Below are 14,737 nucleotides of genomic sequence, written 5' to 3' on the forward strand. Positions count from 1 at the left end.
GCGTACAACATCATCCGCCTTCCCAAATTGATCGGATCGACGGGCGAAGTGTGTCTTGAGGGAGATCAATAAGCCGATATGGCCAGAAAACCCGCCTCAATCGGCCAAAATCCCACCGCACGACAGCCAGTCTGTAAAAAAATCAGACCCACAGCAAGCAACTGCGCCAACGCAGAGCGAATTTCAGCAGCCTGCTAGAGCATGATGCCGAAAAGTGTGAGCGGTTTTCGGACGACATCATGCTCTAACTCTTTAATTCAGAACCGACATTGATCCGGTCGCGCGGCAAGCGCGACAAGCCGCTGGACTCACATTCGCCAAAGGGCATAATTCCGGCCGCAAATCCCGGGAGGAACGACCCTTGACGTTACGACACCAGATCATCGCGTTGGCGATCGTCCCGCTCGTCATCTCGATCCTTGCGATCACCACCTTTATCACCTGGCAATCGGCAAATCTCGCCAAGAACAGCATCGACACGTTCGAGCAGAACATGCTGAAGACCAAGGAAGCCGAGATCCTCAATCTGACCAACCTTGCGCTGTCGGCCATCCAGACGATCTATGACAAGGCCGGGGCCAACGACGAGGCCGCCAAGGAGCAGGTGGCCGCGATCCTGACCTCGCTCGACTACGGCAAGGATGGATATTTCTTCGTCTACGACTATGACGGCAACAATATCGTCCACCCGCGCCAGAGCTTCCGGCATGGGCACAATTGGCTCGATCTCACCGATCCGGATGGCGACAAGGTCATCGCCGAACTGATCGCCACCGCGCGAGCGGGCGGCGGCCTGCATCAGTACAAATGGCAAAAGCCATCGACCGGACAGATCGCCGACAAACTCTCCTTCGTCGTCAGTCTCGACAAGTGGCGCTGGGTCGTCGGCACCGGCGTCTATCTCGATGACGTCTTTGCCCAGAGTGCCGCCGCCAACAAGGTGATGCGCGTCAACATAAGACGGACCTTCGTCATCGTCGCGCTGATCGCCGTGCCTTCGGTGCTCGTCGTGTTCACCACCTGCATGCTGCTGACCTTCCACGAGCGCCGCATGGCCGATAGCCGGCTCAAGGCGCTGACGCAGCGGGTCATCGACACCCAGGAAGAAGAGCGCGCGCGGCTTGCCCGCGAACTACATGACGGCATTTCCCAAAATCTCGTCGGCGTGCGCTATGCGATGGATCTCGCCGGCCGCAAGGTCAGGACCAATGTCGACGATGCGGCGCTGACCATCGACCGCGGCGTCGAGGCGCTGAACGGCGCCATCAAGGAGATCAGGCGGCTCTCGCACGACCTGCGCCCACGCGTGCTCGACGACCTCGGCCTGAAGGCGGCGCTTGAGGCGCTCTGCTACAATTTCGCCGAGCGGACAGGAATCGAGACGGAAATCGACGCTTCCGCGTTCACCGACAGGCTGAAAGCCGAAGCCAACACCGCACTTTATCGCGTCGCACAGGAAGCATTCAACAATGTCGAGCGCCATGCGGGCGCCTCCCGGCTTACGGTCAAGCTCTGGAGCGACGGCGGCCGCGCCCGCATGACCATCTCCGACAACGGCACCGGCTTCGACGGCAGCAAGGACGGCGCCTCAGGCAGAGCGGGACTCGGCCTGCGCAACATGCAGGAGCGGATGGCACATTTCCGCGGTCTGTTGTTGATCAACAGCAGCGAGGCCGGCACGACGCTGACGGCCATGATGCCGAGATCGGCCAATCTTGCCGCCGGCAAGCAGGCGGAAGCCGCATGACGGCACGCCCGAAAATCAAGGTGCTGCTGATCGACAACCATCCGCTGGTGCTGGACGGGCTGAAAGCCGTGCTCGACACATTCGACCATATCGAAGTCGCCGGCACCGCCGGCTTGGCTCAAACCGGGCTCGACATCGCCCGGCAGGTTCAGCCGCAGGTGGTGCTGATGGATATCAACATGCCGAAGCTCAGCGGCATCGATGCGATCGAATTGTTCAGGAACGAACTTCCGCAAACTCGCGTCGTGATGCTCTCCATGCATGACAGCCGCGAGTATATTTCCTCGTCGGTCATGCATGGCGCCGCCGGCTACGTCCTCAAAGACGTCTCGACCGACGAGATCGTCGCAGCTATCGAAACCGTCGCCGGCGGCGGCACCTATTTCTCCTCCGGCGTCTTCGATGCGCTGATGGGCGAACGCGCGGAGGAGGGGAGCGATCCCTTGACGCCGCGTGAGCGCGACACTCTCGGGCTGATCGTTGCAGGCAGGAGCAACCGCGAGATCGCAGAGGTGCTGGGGATAAGCTCCGCCACGGCCGAAACACATCGCAAGAACCTCAAGAAAAAGCTCGGCATCGCAACGACAGCAGGTCTCATCCGCTATGCGCTCGACCACGGCATCGTCCCGAAAGTCGGCGTGGATCCGCGCCTACCCACTTCTGGGTAGAGCCCGGCACTTCAGCTCCTCGCCCATCTTGTGAGGATAAATCCGACGCCCTAGGACTCCATTCGCCGCTAGCCAAGTGCAAGCCGCTGGGAGGAATTCACATGCGTTACATCAGCTTCCGAACGTCCGGAAAAGCTCGAGCGACCCGAACAGGGCCTGCTGCCGCCGCCGGCTGACAGACCTGCCTTCCACGCCGACAACTGGAACATGGCGACCGCCGCCCGCGGCGCCTGAAAGGTATTCCGACATGGAAAAACCACGTAGCAAGGCAGCGCTCTGGCTGCTGATCATTCCGTATATAGGCCTGCTCTGGCCGGCATTTTACAATGTCCGCGAGCCGTCCCTTTTCGGCTTTCCGTTCTTCTACTGGTATCAGCTTCTCTGGGTGCCGATCACCGCGACGCTAACCTGGATCGCTTATCGGAGCACCCGCCATGACGACTGATATCAACGGCCAGGCGCTTGCCGTCTTCATCTTCTTCTTCGTCCTCGTCACGGTCATGGGCTTCGTCGCCAGCCGCTGGCGCAAGCCCGAGACGCTCGCCCATATCGATGAATGGGGCCTCGGCGGCCGCAACTTCGGCACCTGGATCACCTGGTTCCTCGTCGGCGGCGATTTCTATACCGCCTATACGGTGATCGCCGTCCCGGCGCTGGTCTATACGGTCGGCGCCTACGGCTTCTTCGCGCTGCCCTACACCATCGTCGTCTACCCCTTCGTCTTCATGGTCATGCCGGTTCTGTGGAAACGCGCCAAAGAGTTCGGTTATGTGACGGCTGCCGACGTCGTCCACGGCCAATACGGATCGCGCGGCCTCGAACTCGCCGTCGCGGCAACGGGCGTCATCGCCACCATGCCCTACATCGCCCTCCAGCTCGTCGGTATGACTGCGGTCCTGAAGGCGCTCGGGCTGCATGGCGAATTGCCGCTCGCGATCGCCTTCATCGTGCTGGCGCTCTATACCTATTCGGCGGGCCTGCGCGCGCCGGCCCTGATCGCCTTTGTCAAGGACATCATGATCTACATCGTGGTGATCGCAGCCGTCGCACTGATCCCGTCGAAGCTCGGCGGCTACGCCAATGTCTTCGCCTCGGCCGATGCGGCCTTCCAGGCCAAGGGCTCCGGCAACCTGCTGCTCGGCGGCAATCAATATGTCGCCTATGCCACGCTGGCGCTGGGTTCGGCGCTTGCCGCCTTCATGTATCCGCATACGCTGACAGGCATCTTTGCCTCCAACAGCGGCAAGACGATCCGCAAGAACGCGATCATGCTGCCCGCCTATACGCTGCTGCTCGGTCTTCTGGCACTGCTCGGCTATATGGGTCATGCCGCCAATCTGAAGCTCGACAGTGCCAATGATGTCGTTCCGACCCTGTTCAAGACGCTGTTTTCGGGCTGGTTCTCCGGCTTCGCCTTTGCGGCGATCGCCATCGGCGCGCTGGTGCCGGCGGCGGTGATGAGCATTGGTGCCGCCAATCTCTTCACCCGCAACTTCTGGAAAGCCTATGTCGATCCGAAGGTCAGCGATGCGGGAGAGGCGAAGGTCGCAAAGATCACCTCGTTGGTGGTGAAGGTCGGTGCGCTGCTCGTCATCATCTTCCTGCCGACGCAGTTCGCACTCGACCTGCAGCTGCTCGGCGGCATCTGGATCCTGCAGACACTTCCGGCCCTGGTCTTCGGCCTTTACACCAACTGGTTTCGAGCACCCGCTCTGCTGGCCGGTTGGTTCGTCGGCTTCTGCGGCGGCACCTTCCTGGTCTGGGATGCCGGTTGGAAACCGCTGCATATGATCAGCCTCGGCGGCGAGCCCTTCACCGTCTACACGGGACTGCTGGCGCTTGCGGCAAACATCGCGGTCGCAGTCGTGCTCAATGCCCTGCTTCCGGCCAAGGTTCCGGCCCGGGCGTGAGACCAATCAAAGCAAAGGGCGGCACACGCCGCCCTTTGCAATTTGCTATCCAGCAGAAGCTGACCGGAAATCAGTCCGATTTAAAACTCTTCCCAATCGCCGGCCAATGCTGCGTTCCCCTGGGCCGCATTTCCCTGGCCCGCGCTTCGCTGAAACGACCTGCCTACCTTGGCAATCATCTGGCGCGCCGGCGAGGACACCGGCTGAGCATGTTGTGCCGCGGCAGCGGGCTGCGTTGAGCGCTTCGATACCACCGCGCCCCCGATGCTGAACTGGCCTAGGAGCTGGAACAGCGCGTCGGCTTCCTTGGCGAGGTTATGGGCGGCGGCCGTCGCTTCTTCCACCATGGCTGCGTTCTGCTGCGTGCCCTGATCCATCCTGTTGACAGCGGTGTTGATCTCCTTCAGACCCGTTGCCTGCTCTTGCGAAGCGCCGACAATAGCGCCGACATTGCCGTCGACCTGCTGCACTTGTGCGACGATCTCTTGCAAGGCTTTTCCGGTCTCGCCGACCAAGGCGACGCCGTTTTTCACGTGGCCGTTCGACGCGTTGATCAGCTCTTTGATTTCCTTTGCAGCCTTGGCGGAACGTTGCGCCAATTCGCGCACCTCCTGGGCAACGACGGCAAAACCCTTGCCTGCTTCACCGGCGCGGGCGGCTTCGACACCGGCATTCAACGCAAGCAGGTTGGTCTGGAAGGCGATTTCATCGATGACACCGATGATGCTTCCGATTTCAGTAGCGGAGGATTCGATCTTGCCCATCGCGTCGACCGCACCCCGGACGACGCTGCCCGAACGCTCCGCGCTGTCCTTCGTCTTGCGAACGAGCTGCCCTGCTTCCTGGGCCTTGTTGCTCGAGTCGGCGACAGTGGTGGTGATTTCCTCGAGCGCAGCAGCGGTTTCCTCAACGGATGCGGCCTGCTGTTCGGTCCGCTTGGCGAGATCATCCGACGAAGATCGGATCTCCTGTGCGCCGGCGGCGATCGCACTTGCGTTCTGAGCAACCTTCTGCATGGCGGCGCGGAGCTTTTCGACAGCGGTATTGAAGTCGGCTCTGAGCTTTTCCAGAGACGGGATGAACGGCGTGTCGATCTGCTGTGTGAGGTCGCCGTCGGCCAGCGCCTGCAATGCATCGCCAAGCTGGCCGACAGCCCGGTCGGTCTGCTCGGCAAGAGTGCGGCGTTCATCGGCATCCTGTTCGAGCCGATGCCGTTCTGCGACAGCCCGCTTGGCTTCCGTGTCAGCTTCCCGTTCGGCCTTTGTCGAAATGGCGTCACGCAAGCCGGCCACAGCGCGCGCAAGCTTGCCGATCTCATCACCTCGCGCTTCGAGGCGACGATCGCCGTCGAGATTGCCCTCCGCCATCGCTTTCAACGAAAGCTGCAATTTTGCCAGCGGGCCGACGATCGTACGCGCGGTAATCGCAGCCGCAATGATCGAAAGAAGAGCCGCGATACCCAACGCCGTCAGCACGATCGGCTTGAAGCCGCTTGCCGTGCTGCGAACCTCGCCACCAATCGATTTGTTCAGTGCTTCCTGATAATCGATGAATTTGTTGATGGCGCCCAGCCAGGAAATGAAGGCCGGTCTTGCCTGTTCGAGCAGGATCTTGCGGGCCGCGTCGCCATCGCCCTTTTCCTGCAGCGCAATGATCTGAGCGACCAAAGGATTGGTTTTCGCCTGTATGTCGGCGATGTCGCCCAGAATGGTCTTTTCCTGATCCGTCGCACCTGCCGGAGATGCAACCATATCCGCCATGCGCTTTTCATTCTCGGCGTAGGTGGCGGCCAGCTTTTCGATCAATGCCTCGGCCGCTTTGCGTTCATCGGCAGAGGTCACCAGAGTGACGTCGCGAATGGCAATCGCCCGATCGTGCACGCTGCCGCGATAGTTGATGGCAAACCGCTGCTTGACGCTGTTGACGTCGTTGATCGTTCCAAGGTTGCTGTTGATCTCATCGACCTGTACCGCCGAGTAGATGCTCAGGCCGGCCATCAGCACAATCAGGAAGCTGAAGCCAAGAGCGAGACGCATCGCGATCCCGAAACGTTTAATAGTATCCATTGCCACGCTCCATCGTGTTGGCGAGGTTTGTCAAAGGTGTCTATGACCAGGATCTGTGCCCGAATACGTCCGCCGTGCACTACTGCGCGCGTCGCGCCTAAAGCGGGGCGAGCGTCAGCGTAACAACGTCGATTCATGCGAGATTTCGGTATACCTGGCCGGCCATCATGGCGTAGGTGACGATCCTCAGAACGTCGCTCCGATACCCTTAAAAATAGGGGGAGATATTTTAGAGAGTGTAAACGAAGCCGGCAGGGCGTCATATTGCTGCGCTTTTTGACTATTTTGTCGCATTTTTCGTCTTAAACGGCTCGACGTCCGCGCGGAAAACCTACACCAAGTTGTTGGTTTGAAGTGACGCACATCTCCTGTTGCAAACGGACGGTTTGAATCCACTTGCCAAGAGCCAAGCATTGATCTGCCTAGGCGTAGTCGATGTTCAGCGATGCAATCGGCATGAATTGCAGCTTCTGCGCCGCGTTGCTGGGCGACACTGGACAGGAAGGCTGTCTGACGATCCGGATGGGCGGCGAGGAATTCCTGCTGTTGTTTCCCGGGCGAGTGCCGGGGACACCTTTGCCGATGTCGAGCGGCTGCGGACCACGAATGGCCAAGGTGACCCCGAAGCTTGAAGTCACCTGTTCCATCGGCCGACTGCCTGGGGGCGGCGCTGCATATGGCGGACGCCAACCTTTATATCGCCAGGAATTCCGGCCGCAATCGATGAGTTGCGACGGCGACCTGACGCAGTCATCAAGACCATCACCCGGAAAACATGCGTTGCTTGCCGAAATCGATGCGCCGATCTCAGGCGGTATGCGGCGAGTATTCGTTGGCCTGGAAGACGTGATGATGCACCTTGCCGGTGAAGAGCTGGAGGAGTTCGCCGGTGACCTCGCGGCTCTCGAAGCGCACATCGGAGCGAAGCGCTGCGTTCACTGCATCCATATCCGGGTAACGAATGGCCAAGGCCATGGCATAGACCGGGGCGCCTTCGTCGCGCTCCATCCCGTCCAGCACCCGGACTTCCTCGGCGCCCGGAAATTTCGTCCAGAGCGGGACGAGCCGCTGTTTCACGAAGTCGCGGAATTCCTCTTCCCGACCGGGATGGATTTCACCTTCAAATAAAGCATAACGAATAATCATAGCTTCTCTTTTAAAAAACTCGCCGGAGCTGGATCGATGGGGATGCGAGGAAGTGAGGGCGTATCGACCGATACGCCCTGATCGGAGGCTTATTTGCCCCAGACTTTCTTGTATTGATCGCGATAGCCGTTATCGGGATCGAAGCTGTTCTTCGGTCCGCCGTCGAACTCGACGTTGGCGCTGGTCACCACATGCAGTGGCGACACGTAACCCGACCACGGAACGCCCGCAAAGGCGCGGTTAAGCTCGTCGACGAGCTGCCAGCCCTGGAGGTTGAGCGGCTCGGCGACCGTGACGGCCTGAAACTGCTTGGCGCGGATACGTTGATAGGCGCTCTCCGAACCATCGCCTGCTGCAACGTTCACCGGTTTTCCGTCGCCGGCAATGCCGGCTGAAGCGAGCGAAGGCCCCATGAAGTCGTAATAGAGGTCGTTGATCGCCAGAGAATGCGTCCACTTGGCGCCATACTTCTGCAGCAGCGACGTGGTCAATTGCGGCATGCGCTGAGAGGTTTCGGCAATCGGCGTGTCGACATATTCGAGCACCGTGCCGCCGAGATCCTCGATCTCCTTCTTCATGCGGTCGGCCTTGGCGATCGCGATCGCATAGGTGGAGTCGGTAAAGATGATGACGCCAGGCTTGCCGCCTGCGTCGACGAAGGCCCAATCGGCCGCAGACTTCGATACTTCCATCGCATCGGTCGTCACGTTAGCGAAGACGCCGACTTCGGGAACGGGGCCGACAGCCGAGGCGGCGTGCCAGGAAACCATTGGAATACCGGCCGCCTTGGCCGCTTCCATCGCCGGCTTCTGCTCGACCGCGTCGAAGCCGTTGATGATGATGCCATCCGGCTTCAGGGCCATCGCCTGGCCGAACGCCGCGGTCCGCCCGCCGATCGAACCGGCGCCGTCAAGCGCCTTGACCGTCCACCCCAGCGCGCCCGCCGCTTCCTGAACGCCATTGACCACGCCGAGAATGCCGCCATTCTTCATGTCGCCGGCCAGAATGACGATGTTCTTTCCGCTGGCGCCCTTGGGGCCGCTCGTCGGGCCATCCCAGGCGCTCACCTTGGAAGCATACTTGCCGACAACGGCCTTGGCGTCGGCCATTGAATCGGCCAATGCCGGCATGCTGAGCATAACGGCGACGGTTGCGACCGTTGCCTGCAATAATGTTCTGCGCTTCATGTCCACTCCTCCATTTTGTTTGTTGTAAGATGCCGGGATGAGCCGGCATCCTCATTTGGATGCGGGTGTGATCCTCCTCACAGCTCCGCGCTTGCGCTGGGCATACCCTGCTATGCCGATCGCAATCAGCAGGGTTACGCCGTTGAACAGCGGCTCGACGAAGAACGACCCGCCGAATTGCTGAATTCCGGATATGCCGACCGCCAGAATGATGACGCCGATCAAAGTGCCCCAGACGTTCACCCGCCCCGGCTTGATCGTCGTCGATCCGAGAAATGCGCCGACAAGCGCCGGTAGCAGATATTCGAGGCCGACGCTGGCCTGGCCGATGCGCAGCTTCGAGGCGAGAAGGACCCCGGTCAGCGCTGCCAGCAGGCCTGAGGTGACGAATGCGCCGATCACGAATTTGCGGACCGGAATGCCATTGAGGGCTGCCGCCTTGGGATTGGCGCCGATGGCGTAGAGATAGCGGCCGATCGGCAGGTATTCGAGCACGACCCACATGCAGATGGCGATCAGCAGCACGTAGAAGCCGGTGATCGGCAGGCCGAACAGCATGGTGCCATTCAGCGCATAGAAACCCTCCGGCAAGACGCCGACCACCTGCCGCCCGCCGGTGTGCCAGAGGGCAAGCGCGTAGAGAACCGTTCCCGTACCGAGCGTGGCGATGAAGCTGTCGATCTTTGCGACTTCGACCAACAGCCCGTTGATGAAGCCGGTGAGGACGCCGAGCGCCAGAACGATGATCACGGCGACCGGCCAGGGCAGGCCATAAGCGGTCTGCAGGCTGATGGCGAGAATATGCCAGAGCACGATGCCGTAGCCAACGGTCAGATCGATGCGGCCCGATGCCATCGGGATCATCGCGGCGAGCGACAGAAGCGCGATGATTGCCTTGTCTGAGACAATCGAGCGAACGTTCAGCACGGTGGGGAACGTATCCGGCAGAAGGATCGAGAAGATCACGATCAGGCCGACGGTCAGGATCACCAGCCCGTAGACCGGGATCAGGCGTCCGATCTTCTGGCCTGTGGACAGGCCGGCCATTTCGCTCTTGGTTGGCTCCAGCGCGGTGGATTCAATGGATTGCATGGCTGTTCTCCCGATGGCTCAAGCCGCTTCCGACGCGGAGGCGGCGGTGATGACCGCCTCCGTCGTGAGGGCGCTTCCAGTCAGTTCGCTGACGATTTTGCCGCGCGAGAAGACCAGCGCGCGGTGGCATATATGGGCGATTTCCTCGAAATCGGTCGAGACGACGACAACCGCGAGACCCGCCTCGAGCGCCTGGGTGATCAGACGGTAGATCTCGGCACGCGCGCCGATGTCGACGCCGGCGGTCGGATCTTCCGCGACCAGCAGCTTGCGGCCGGTCGCCAGCCAGCGACCGACGACCACCTTCTGCTGGTTGCCGCCCGACAGGGCCTCGACCGGCAGATCCGGATCGTTCGGCCGCAGGCCGACGGTGTGGCCGATCGCATGGGCAAGGTCGGCTTCGCCGCGCGGCGACAGGAAGGACAAAAGCCCGCGGCCGACGGCGCCTGGATTGAGATAGGTATTTTCCCGGATGGAAAGCGACAGAGCAACGGATTCTTCCGTCCGGTCACGGGCAATCAATCCGATCCCCGACGCCATGGCCCGTCGCGGGCTCGAAAGATCCGGGGCCTCGTCATGCAGCAGAACCGTGCCGTTGAAGGGCTCGCAACCGAACAGCGCCCGGCCGATCCGTTCCTGGCCGGCGCCACGCAATCCGGCCAGGCCGAGCAGCTCACCTTCGCGGATATCGAAGGATATCGGGCTCGTGCCGGCACAGATGAGGTCACGAACCTTGACGATCGCCTTGCCGGGCGTAATCGCGGCCTTGGAAAAGAGACTATCGCCGCTGCGACCGATGATCATCGTCACCAGCTCGTCGGGCGCCGTTTCGCTGACCGGCTTCTGTCCGACCATGCATCCGTCACGCAGAACGGCGACCCGATCGGCAATACGGAAAATCTCGTCGAGCCTGTGGGAGACATAGATCATGCCGACGCCGCGATCCTTTAGAGGACGGATCGCATTGAACAGCCGGTCGACTTCATCGGCGGGCAGGCTCGCCGTCGGCTCGTCGAGCACCAGAACGTCAGCTTCGACGGCAAGTGCGCGAGCGATGGCGACAAGCGATTTTTCGGTGCGCGACAACGTCGAGACCCGCGTGGTGGGGTCAAAATCGCAGCCAACCAGTTTCAGGGCTTCCTTGGCGCGCGCTTGCGTCCTGTTCCAATCGATCAGGCCGCGGCGCATCGAGAAGCCCTGCGACAGGCCCATATTCTCGCCGACCGTCATCCACTCGATCAAACCGAGATCCTGGTGGATGAAGGCAACCGGCTGCCGCTCGTTCGGCTTCGGGGGGCGATGGTGGTAGCTCTCGCCGCGGAAAAGGATGTCGCCGCTATCTGGCTTGTAGATGCCGGCGAGCGTCTTGATGAGCGTCGATTTGCCGGCGCCGTTTTCTCCGAGCAGCGCGAGAATTTCTCCCTCGCGCAAATCGATCGAGACATCACGCAGCGCTTGCGTGCCGCCGAAGCTCTTGGTGATCGATTGGAACTCCAGCAGTCTCCTGGCTTCCACTGTAGCTCCTCCCAAAGCTGCGGTTGTTATTGGCTGTATGTTATCGATAACATTTGCTGATGGTCAAGCGGAAAGATGACAATCTCGAATTTCGAATAAAGATTGGCGTCAGCCGGGCTGAAGCCCGTCGAGAAGGCGCATCATTTCGGCGGAGTCCTTCGGCCCGAGCCCGGCGGCGCAGAGCAGTCGGTGGATTTCGACTACCGCGCCGGTCATCGGCAAGGGCGTCTTTGTCTTCAGCGCAAAGGCCTGCAGCGAATCCAGGTCCTTCAGCATGTTGTCGATCCTGCCGGTCGGTGAGAAATCCCGGGCGGCGAATTTTGCCATGAATTCCTGCATGATCCGATTGTCCGCCCGACCGCCGGCAAGAGCTGCCGGGATGGCTGAGGGATCGACGCCGCCGGCTTCGGCAAGCTTGACGGCTTCAGCGACGGCCTGAAACAGCACGGCGCAAAACAGCTGGTTGATCAGCTTCGTGGTCTGCCCGGCGCCGGATCCGCCCATCAGCGTGTAATTGGCGGCAAGATGCCGCATCACCACGCGCGCCCGTTCGAAATCCTCAGGGCTGCCGCCGGCCATGATCGTCAGGCGCCCGCTCAGCGCACCGGGCACGCCGCCGGAAAGCGGGCAATCCACCCATGCCATGCCCGTTTCCCGGCGCAGTCGCATCGCCATGTCCGCGGTCTCGGCGGGATCGATGGAGGACATGTCGATCAGCAGCTTGTCGGCGCTCGCCGCCGCTGCAACGCCCTTCTCGCCGAAGACGACGGCACGCACGATGTTCGCATGATTGAGGCTGAGCACGCAGAATTCCGACGCCGCGACCGCATCTTGCACGGAACTCGCCGCGTGGGCGCCCTTGGCTGCTAATGCCGCAACTTTTTCGGCATCCAGGTCAAAGACCGATACTTTGTGGCCGGTTTCGATCAGTCGGCTGACGATCGCCGTTCCCATGATGCCCGCGCCGATGACGGCGACATCTGCTCTATAGTCACACTGCATGAAACCCTCCCTTGACAGCCACGCCGCTCAGCCCTTTGCAAGCCAGCGCCACAATATCGTCCAACACATTATCGATCGGCACCGTCACCACGTGAGGTTCACCGGCCGGCGGCTCCAGCGCCTGCAGTTGGCTGTCAAGCAAGGACGCCGGCATGAAATGACCCTTGCGGGCCTGCATCCGCGACAGCAATAAATCGCGAGACCCTTCCAGGAAAACGAAGGCCAGACGCCCGCTTGCCGCCTGCCGCAGCCTGTCCCGATAGGCTTTCTTCAGCGCCGAACACGAGATCACCAATCCCTGCGACGCGCCTTGCGCAGTGGTTATTTCCTCACCAATCCGGTCGAGCCAGGGCAGCCGGTCGGCGTCGGTGAGCGGGGTGCCCTCAGCCATTTTCGCGACATTTCCGACGGGGTGGAGTTGATCGCCCTCGACAAATCGCATGCCGTATTCAGCGGCGATGCGCTCTCCAACCGAGGATTTGCCGCAGCCGCTTACGCCCATGACAACGACGGCAAGAGGCGGTGCCTTTCTTTCGAAGTCCATTGTCTCGTCTCTGTCAGAGGCAGGTCGTGATGCCGCCGTCGACATAAAGCGTGTGGCCGTTGATGAAGGACGAACCGCCGCCCGACAGGAAAACGGCAGCGCCGACCAGTTCCTCGACATTGCCCCACCGTCCGGCCGGCGTCCGCTTCTCGAGCCAAGACGAGAATTCGGGGTTGTCGACGAGCGCCTGGTTGAGCGGCGTCTTGAAATAACCTGGCGCAATCGCGTTGATCTGCAGGCCGTACTTGGCCCAGTCGGCGCACATGCCGCGCGTCAGATTGCGCACCGCGCCCTTGGTTGCCGTATAAGGAGCAATGCCGGGGCGGGCGAGTTCGCTTTGAACCGAGGCGATGTTGATAATCTTGCCCTTGCCGCGGGCGATCATGGCTTTGGCGGCTGCCTGGCCGACGTAAAACACGCTCGAAATATTGGTGGTCAACAGCAGTTCCCATTTGTCCGCCGGAAAATCTTCCAGCGGGCTTCGAAACTGCATGCCGGCATTGTTGATCAGGATGTCGAGCGACCCGATATCGGCTTCGACCGCGTCAATGCCCTGTTTGGCCGCATCCTTGCTGGTCACGTCGAAGATCGCCGCATGGGCAGACAGGCCCTGAGCCTTGAGGCTCTCGACTGCGCGCTTGACGCTTTCGGGCGTGCGGCCGTTGATGATGACCTCGGCGCCGTGTTGGGCCAGGCCTTCCGCCAGGGCATAGCCGATCCCCTGGCTCGAGCCGGTGATCAGGGCAAGCCGTCCGGTCAGATCAAACAGGTTCTTCATGCAAATAACTCCTCCAGTGTCGCTGCGAATGACCGCTTATACCGCCACTCGCGGTGAAACTCACTTGACATCCCGCCTTCGAATTATATGTTATCGATAACATAATCAACTGTCAAAATGCCGGATGGAGACGGAATGCCTGAGGTAGAAATCTTGATGACCGGAGCCTATCCGGAGTGGGACATGGTGGATCTGGAGGCGAAGTATCGCGTCCATCGCCTGTGGGAAGCGGCAGACCGGCAAGAACTGATCGTAAGGGTCGGCAGGGATATTCGCGCCATCGCGACGCGTGGTGAACTCGGCGCCTCCGCCGAGCTGATGAAGCAACTGCCGAAGCTGGAGATCGTCTCCTGTTACGGCGTCGGCACCGACGCGATCGACCTGTCCTTTTCCCGCGCCAATGGCATTCGCGTGACCAATACCCCCGATGTGCTCACCGAAGATGTCGCCGACATCGCCATCGGGCTGCTGCTTGCCACGGCGAGACAGGTTCCGCAGGCCGACGTTTTCGTCCGCTCCGGCCAATGGGGCAGTGTCGCCATGCCGCTGGTGACGCGCGTCTCCGGCAAGAAGGTCGGGATCATCGGCATGGGCCGGATCGGCCAGGCAATCGCCAGAAGGGCTGCCGGTTTCGGCTGCGACATCGCCTATTTCACTCGCCACGAGCACACGGATGTCGCCTATGCCTACCAGCCGGACCTGGTGGCGCTTGCCGATTGGGCCGATTTTCTGATCGTCATCGTTCCGGGAGGGGAGGCGACTGTGAAGATCATCGACGCCGATGTGCTTAAAGCCCTCGGCCCCAACGGCATTTTGATCAATGTTTCGCGCGGGACGACCGTCGACGAAGAGGCGCTGATCGCCGCACTGCAAGACCGTAGCATTCAGGCTGCAGGCCTCGATGTCTTCCTGAACGAACCCAAGATCGATGCGCGTTTCCTGACGCTCAAAAACGTTGTGTTGCAGCCCCATCATGGCTCCGGTACCGTCGAGACACGCAAGGCAATGGGCCAACTGGTCAGAGACAATCTCGCTGCGCATTTTGCCGGTCGCCCACTTCCAACTCCCGTCGTGTAAGGATT

General features: G+C 61.0%; 14 protein-coding genes. 5 read left to right on the forward strand and 9 right to left on the reverse strand.

The features are described 5' to 3' along the window. Positions 1-361: 361 nt before the first annotated feature. The 4 genes from HJB84_RS00005 (at position 362) to mctP (ending at position 4,325) form a co-directional block, all read left to right on the forward strand. Positions 362-1,747: a cache domain-containing protein gene (locus tag HJB84_RS00005; protein WP_221114911.1), complete on the forward strand. Its 1,386-nt coding sequence runs from the start codon at positions 362-364 to the stop codon at positions 1,745-1,747. Next, positions 1,744-2,415, forward strand: coding sequence for a response regulator transcription factor (locus HJB84_RS00010; protein ID WP_221114912.1), 672 nt, complete (start codon positions 1,744-1,746; stop codon positions 2,413-2,415). Before HJB84_RS00005 ends, HJB84_RS00010 begins: the two co-directional genes overlap by 4 nt. Positions 2,416-2,662: 247 nt before the next feature. Continuing rightward, positions 2,663-2,860 (forward strand): DUF3311 domain-containing protein, encoded by a 198-nt coding sequence (locus tag HJB84_RS00015; RefSeq protein WP_164012938.1) that lies wholly within the window; start codon positions 2,663-2,665, stop codon positions 2,858-2,860. Then, a complete protein-coding gene (gene mctP, locus HJB84_RS00020; protein ID WP_221114913.1) occupies positions 2,850-4,325 on the forward strand; it encodes a monocarboxylate uptake permease MctP in 1,476 nt (491 codons plus the stop codon). Before HJB84_RS00015 ends, mctP begins: the two co-directional genes overlap by 11 nt. Positions 4,326-4,405: 80 nt before the next feature. Here mctP and HJB84_RS00025 read toward each other — a convergent pair whose 3' ends face one another. The 9 genes from HJB84_RS00025 to HJB84_RS00065 all read right to left on the reverse strand — a co-directional run bounded on the left by HJB84_RS00025 (position 4,406) and on the right by HJB84_RS00065 (position 13,655). Then, complete coding sequence (locus tag HJB84_RS00025) at positions 4,406-6,391, reverse strand: methyl-accepting chemotaxis protein (RefSeq protein ID WP_221114914.1); 1,986 nt, start codon at positions 6,389-6,391, stop codon at positions 4,406-4,408. Between the two features lie 422 nt (positions 6,392-6,813). Continuing rightward, the gene (locus HJB84_RS00030; protein WP_207584993.1) at positions 6,814-7,038 is read right to left on the reverse strand and encodes a hypothetical protein; all 225 of its coding nucleotides are present in this window, start codon (positions 7,036-7,038) and stop codon (positions 6,814-6,816) included. 160 nt (positions 7,039-7,198) lie between these two features. Continuing rightward, on the reverse strand, positions 7,199-7,537 hold the full coding sequence (locus HJB84_RS00035) for a hypothetical protein (RefSeq protein ID WP_207584992.1): 339 nt from the start codon (positions 7,535-7,537) through the stop codon (positions 7,199-7,201). Between the two features lie 89 nt (positions 7,538-7,626). Continuing rightward, the gene (locus tag HJB84_RS00040; RefSeq protein WP_221114915.1) at positions 7,627-8,724 is read right to left on the reverse strand and encodes a substrate-binding domain-containing protein; all 1,098 of its coding nucleotides are present in this window, start codon (positions 8,722-8,724) and stop codon (positions 7,627-7,629) included. Positions 8,725-8,775: 51 nt separating this feature from the next. Then, a complete protein-coding gene (locus HJB84_RS00045) occupies positions 8,776-9,816 on the reverse strand; it encodes an ABC transporter permease (RefSeq protein ID WP_164012916.1) in 1,041 nt (346 codons plus the stop codon). An 18-nt stretch (positions 9,817-9,834) separates the two neighbouring features. Further along, a complete protein-coding gene (locus HJB84_RS00050; protein ID WP_207584990.1) occupies positions 9,835-11,331 on the reverse strand; it encodes a sugar ABC transporter ATP-binding protein in 1,497 nt (498 codons plus the stop codon). A gap of 108 nt (positions 11,332-11,439) precedes the next feature. Continuing rightward, the gene (locus tag HJB84_RS00055; RefSeq protein ID WP_207584989.1) at positions 11,440-12,333 is read right to left on the reverse strand and encodes an NAD(P)-dependent oxidoreductase; all 894 of its coding nucleotides are present in this window, start codon (positions 12,331-12,333) and stop codon (positions 11,440-11,442) included. Then, positions 12,323-12,877 (reverse strand): gluconokinase, encoded by a 555-nt coding sequence (locus HJB84_RS00060; RefSeq protein WP_207584988.1) that lies wholly within the window; start codon positions 12,875-12,877, stop codon positions 12,323-12,325. The genes HJB84_RS00055 and HJB84_RS00060 overlap by 11 nt, the downstream gene beginning before the upstream one ends. 13 nt (positions 12,878-12,890) lie before the next feature. Then, positions 12,891-13,655: an SDR family oxidoreductase gene (locus HJB84_RS00065; RefSeq protein ID WP_207584987.1), complete on the reverse strand. Its 765-nt coding sequence runs from the start codon at positions 13,653-13,655 to the stop codon at positions 12,891-12,893. 135 nt (positions 13,656-13,790) lie between these two features. Between HJB84_RS00065 and HJB84_RS00070 the strand changes: the two genes are divergently transcribed. After that, positions 13,791-14,732, forward strand: a complete 942-nt coding sequence (locus HJB84_RS00070) for a 2-hydroxyacid dehydrogenase (protein ID WP_221114916.1) — start codon at positions 13,791-13,793, stop codon at positions 14,730-14,732. The last annotated feature ends 5 nt before the right edge of the window (positions 14,733-14,737 follow it).

Origin of the sequence: Rhizobium sp. NZLR1b (assembly GCF_019685155.1) — a bacterium.
In the GTDB taxonomy this organism is placed as follows: domain Bacteria; phylum Pseudomonadota; class Alphaproteobacteria; order Rhizobiales; family Rhizobiaceae; genus Rhizobium.

What these genes read in the sequence shown, in the direction of transcription:
- HJB84_RS00030 (WP_207584993.1), bottom strand. Translation starts at nt 7,038, where the DNA reads ATGGAACAGGTGACTTCAAGCTTCGGGGTCACCTTGGCCATTCGTGGT.
- HJB84_RS00045 (WP_164012916.1), bottom strand. Translation starts at nt 9,816, where the DNA reads ATGCAATCCATTGAATCCACCGCGCTGGAGCCAACCAAGAGCGAAATG.
- HJB84_RS00015 (WP_164012938.1), top strand. Translation starts at nt 2,663, where the DNA reads ATGGAAAAACCACGTAGCAAGGCAGCGCTCTGGCTGCTGATCATTCCG.
- HJB84_RS00040 (WP_221114915.1), bottom strand. Translation starts at nt 8,724, where the DNA reads ATGAAGCGCAGAACATTATTGCAGGCAACGGTCGCAACCGTCGCCGTT.
- HJB84_RS00065 (WP_207584987.1), bottom strand. Translation starts at nt 13,655, where the DNA reads ATGAAGAACCTGTTTGATCTGACCGGACGGCTTGCCCTGATCACCGGC.
- HJB84_RS00010 (WP_221114912.1), top strand. Translation starts at nt 1,744, where the DNA reads ATGACGGCACGCCCGAAAATCAAGGTGCTGCTGATCGACAACCATCCG.
- HJB84_RS00025 (WP_221114914.1), bottom strand. Translation starts at nt 6,391, where the DNA reads ATGGATACTATTAAACGTTTCGGGATCGCGATGCGTCTCGCTCTTGGC.
- HJB84_RS00035 (WP_207584992.1), bottom strand. Translation starts at nt 7,537, where the DNA reads ATGATTATTCGTTATGCTTTATTTGAAGGTGAAATCCATCCCGGTCGG.
- HJB84_RS00070 (WP_221114916.1), top strand. Translation starts at nt 13,791, where the DNA reads ATGCCTGAGGTAGAAATCTTGATGACCGGAGCCTATCCGGAGTGGGAC.
- mctP (WP_221114913.1), top strand. Translation starts at nt 2,850, where the DNA reads ATGACGACTGATATCAACGGCCAGGCGCTTGCCGTCTTCATCTTCTTC.
- HJB84_RS00055 (WP_207584989.1), bottom strand. Translation starts at nt 12,333, where the DNA reads ATGCAGTGTGACTATAGAGCAGATGTCGCCGTCATCGGCGCGGGCATC.
- HJB84_RS00060 (WP_207584988.1), bottom strand. Translation starts at nt 12,877, where the DNA reads ATGGACTTCGAAAGAAAGGCACCGCCTCTTGCCGTCGTTGTCATGGGC.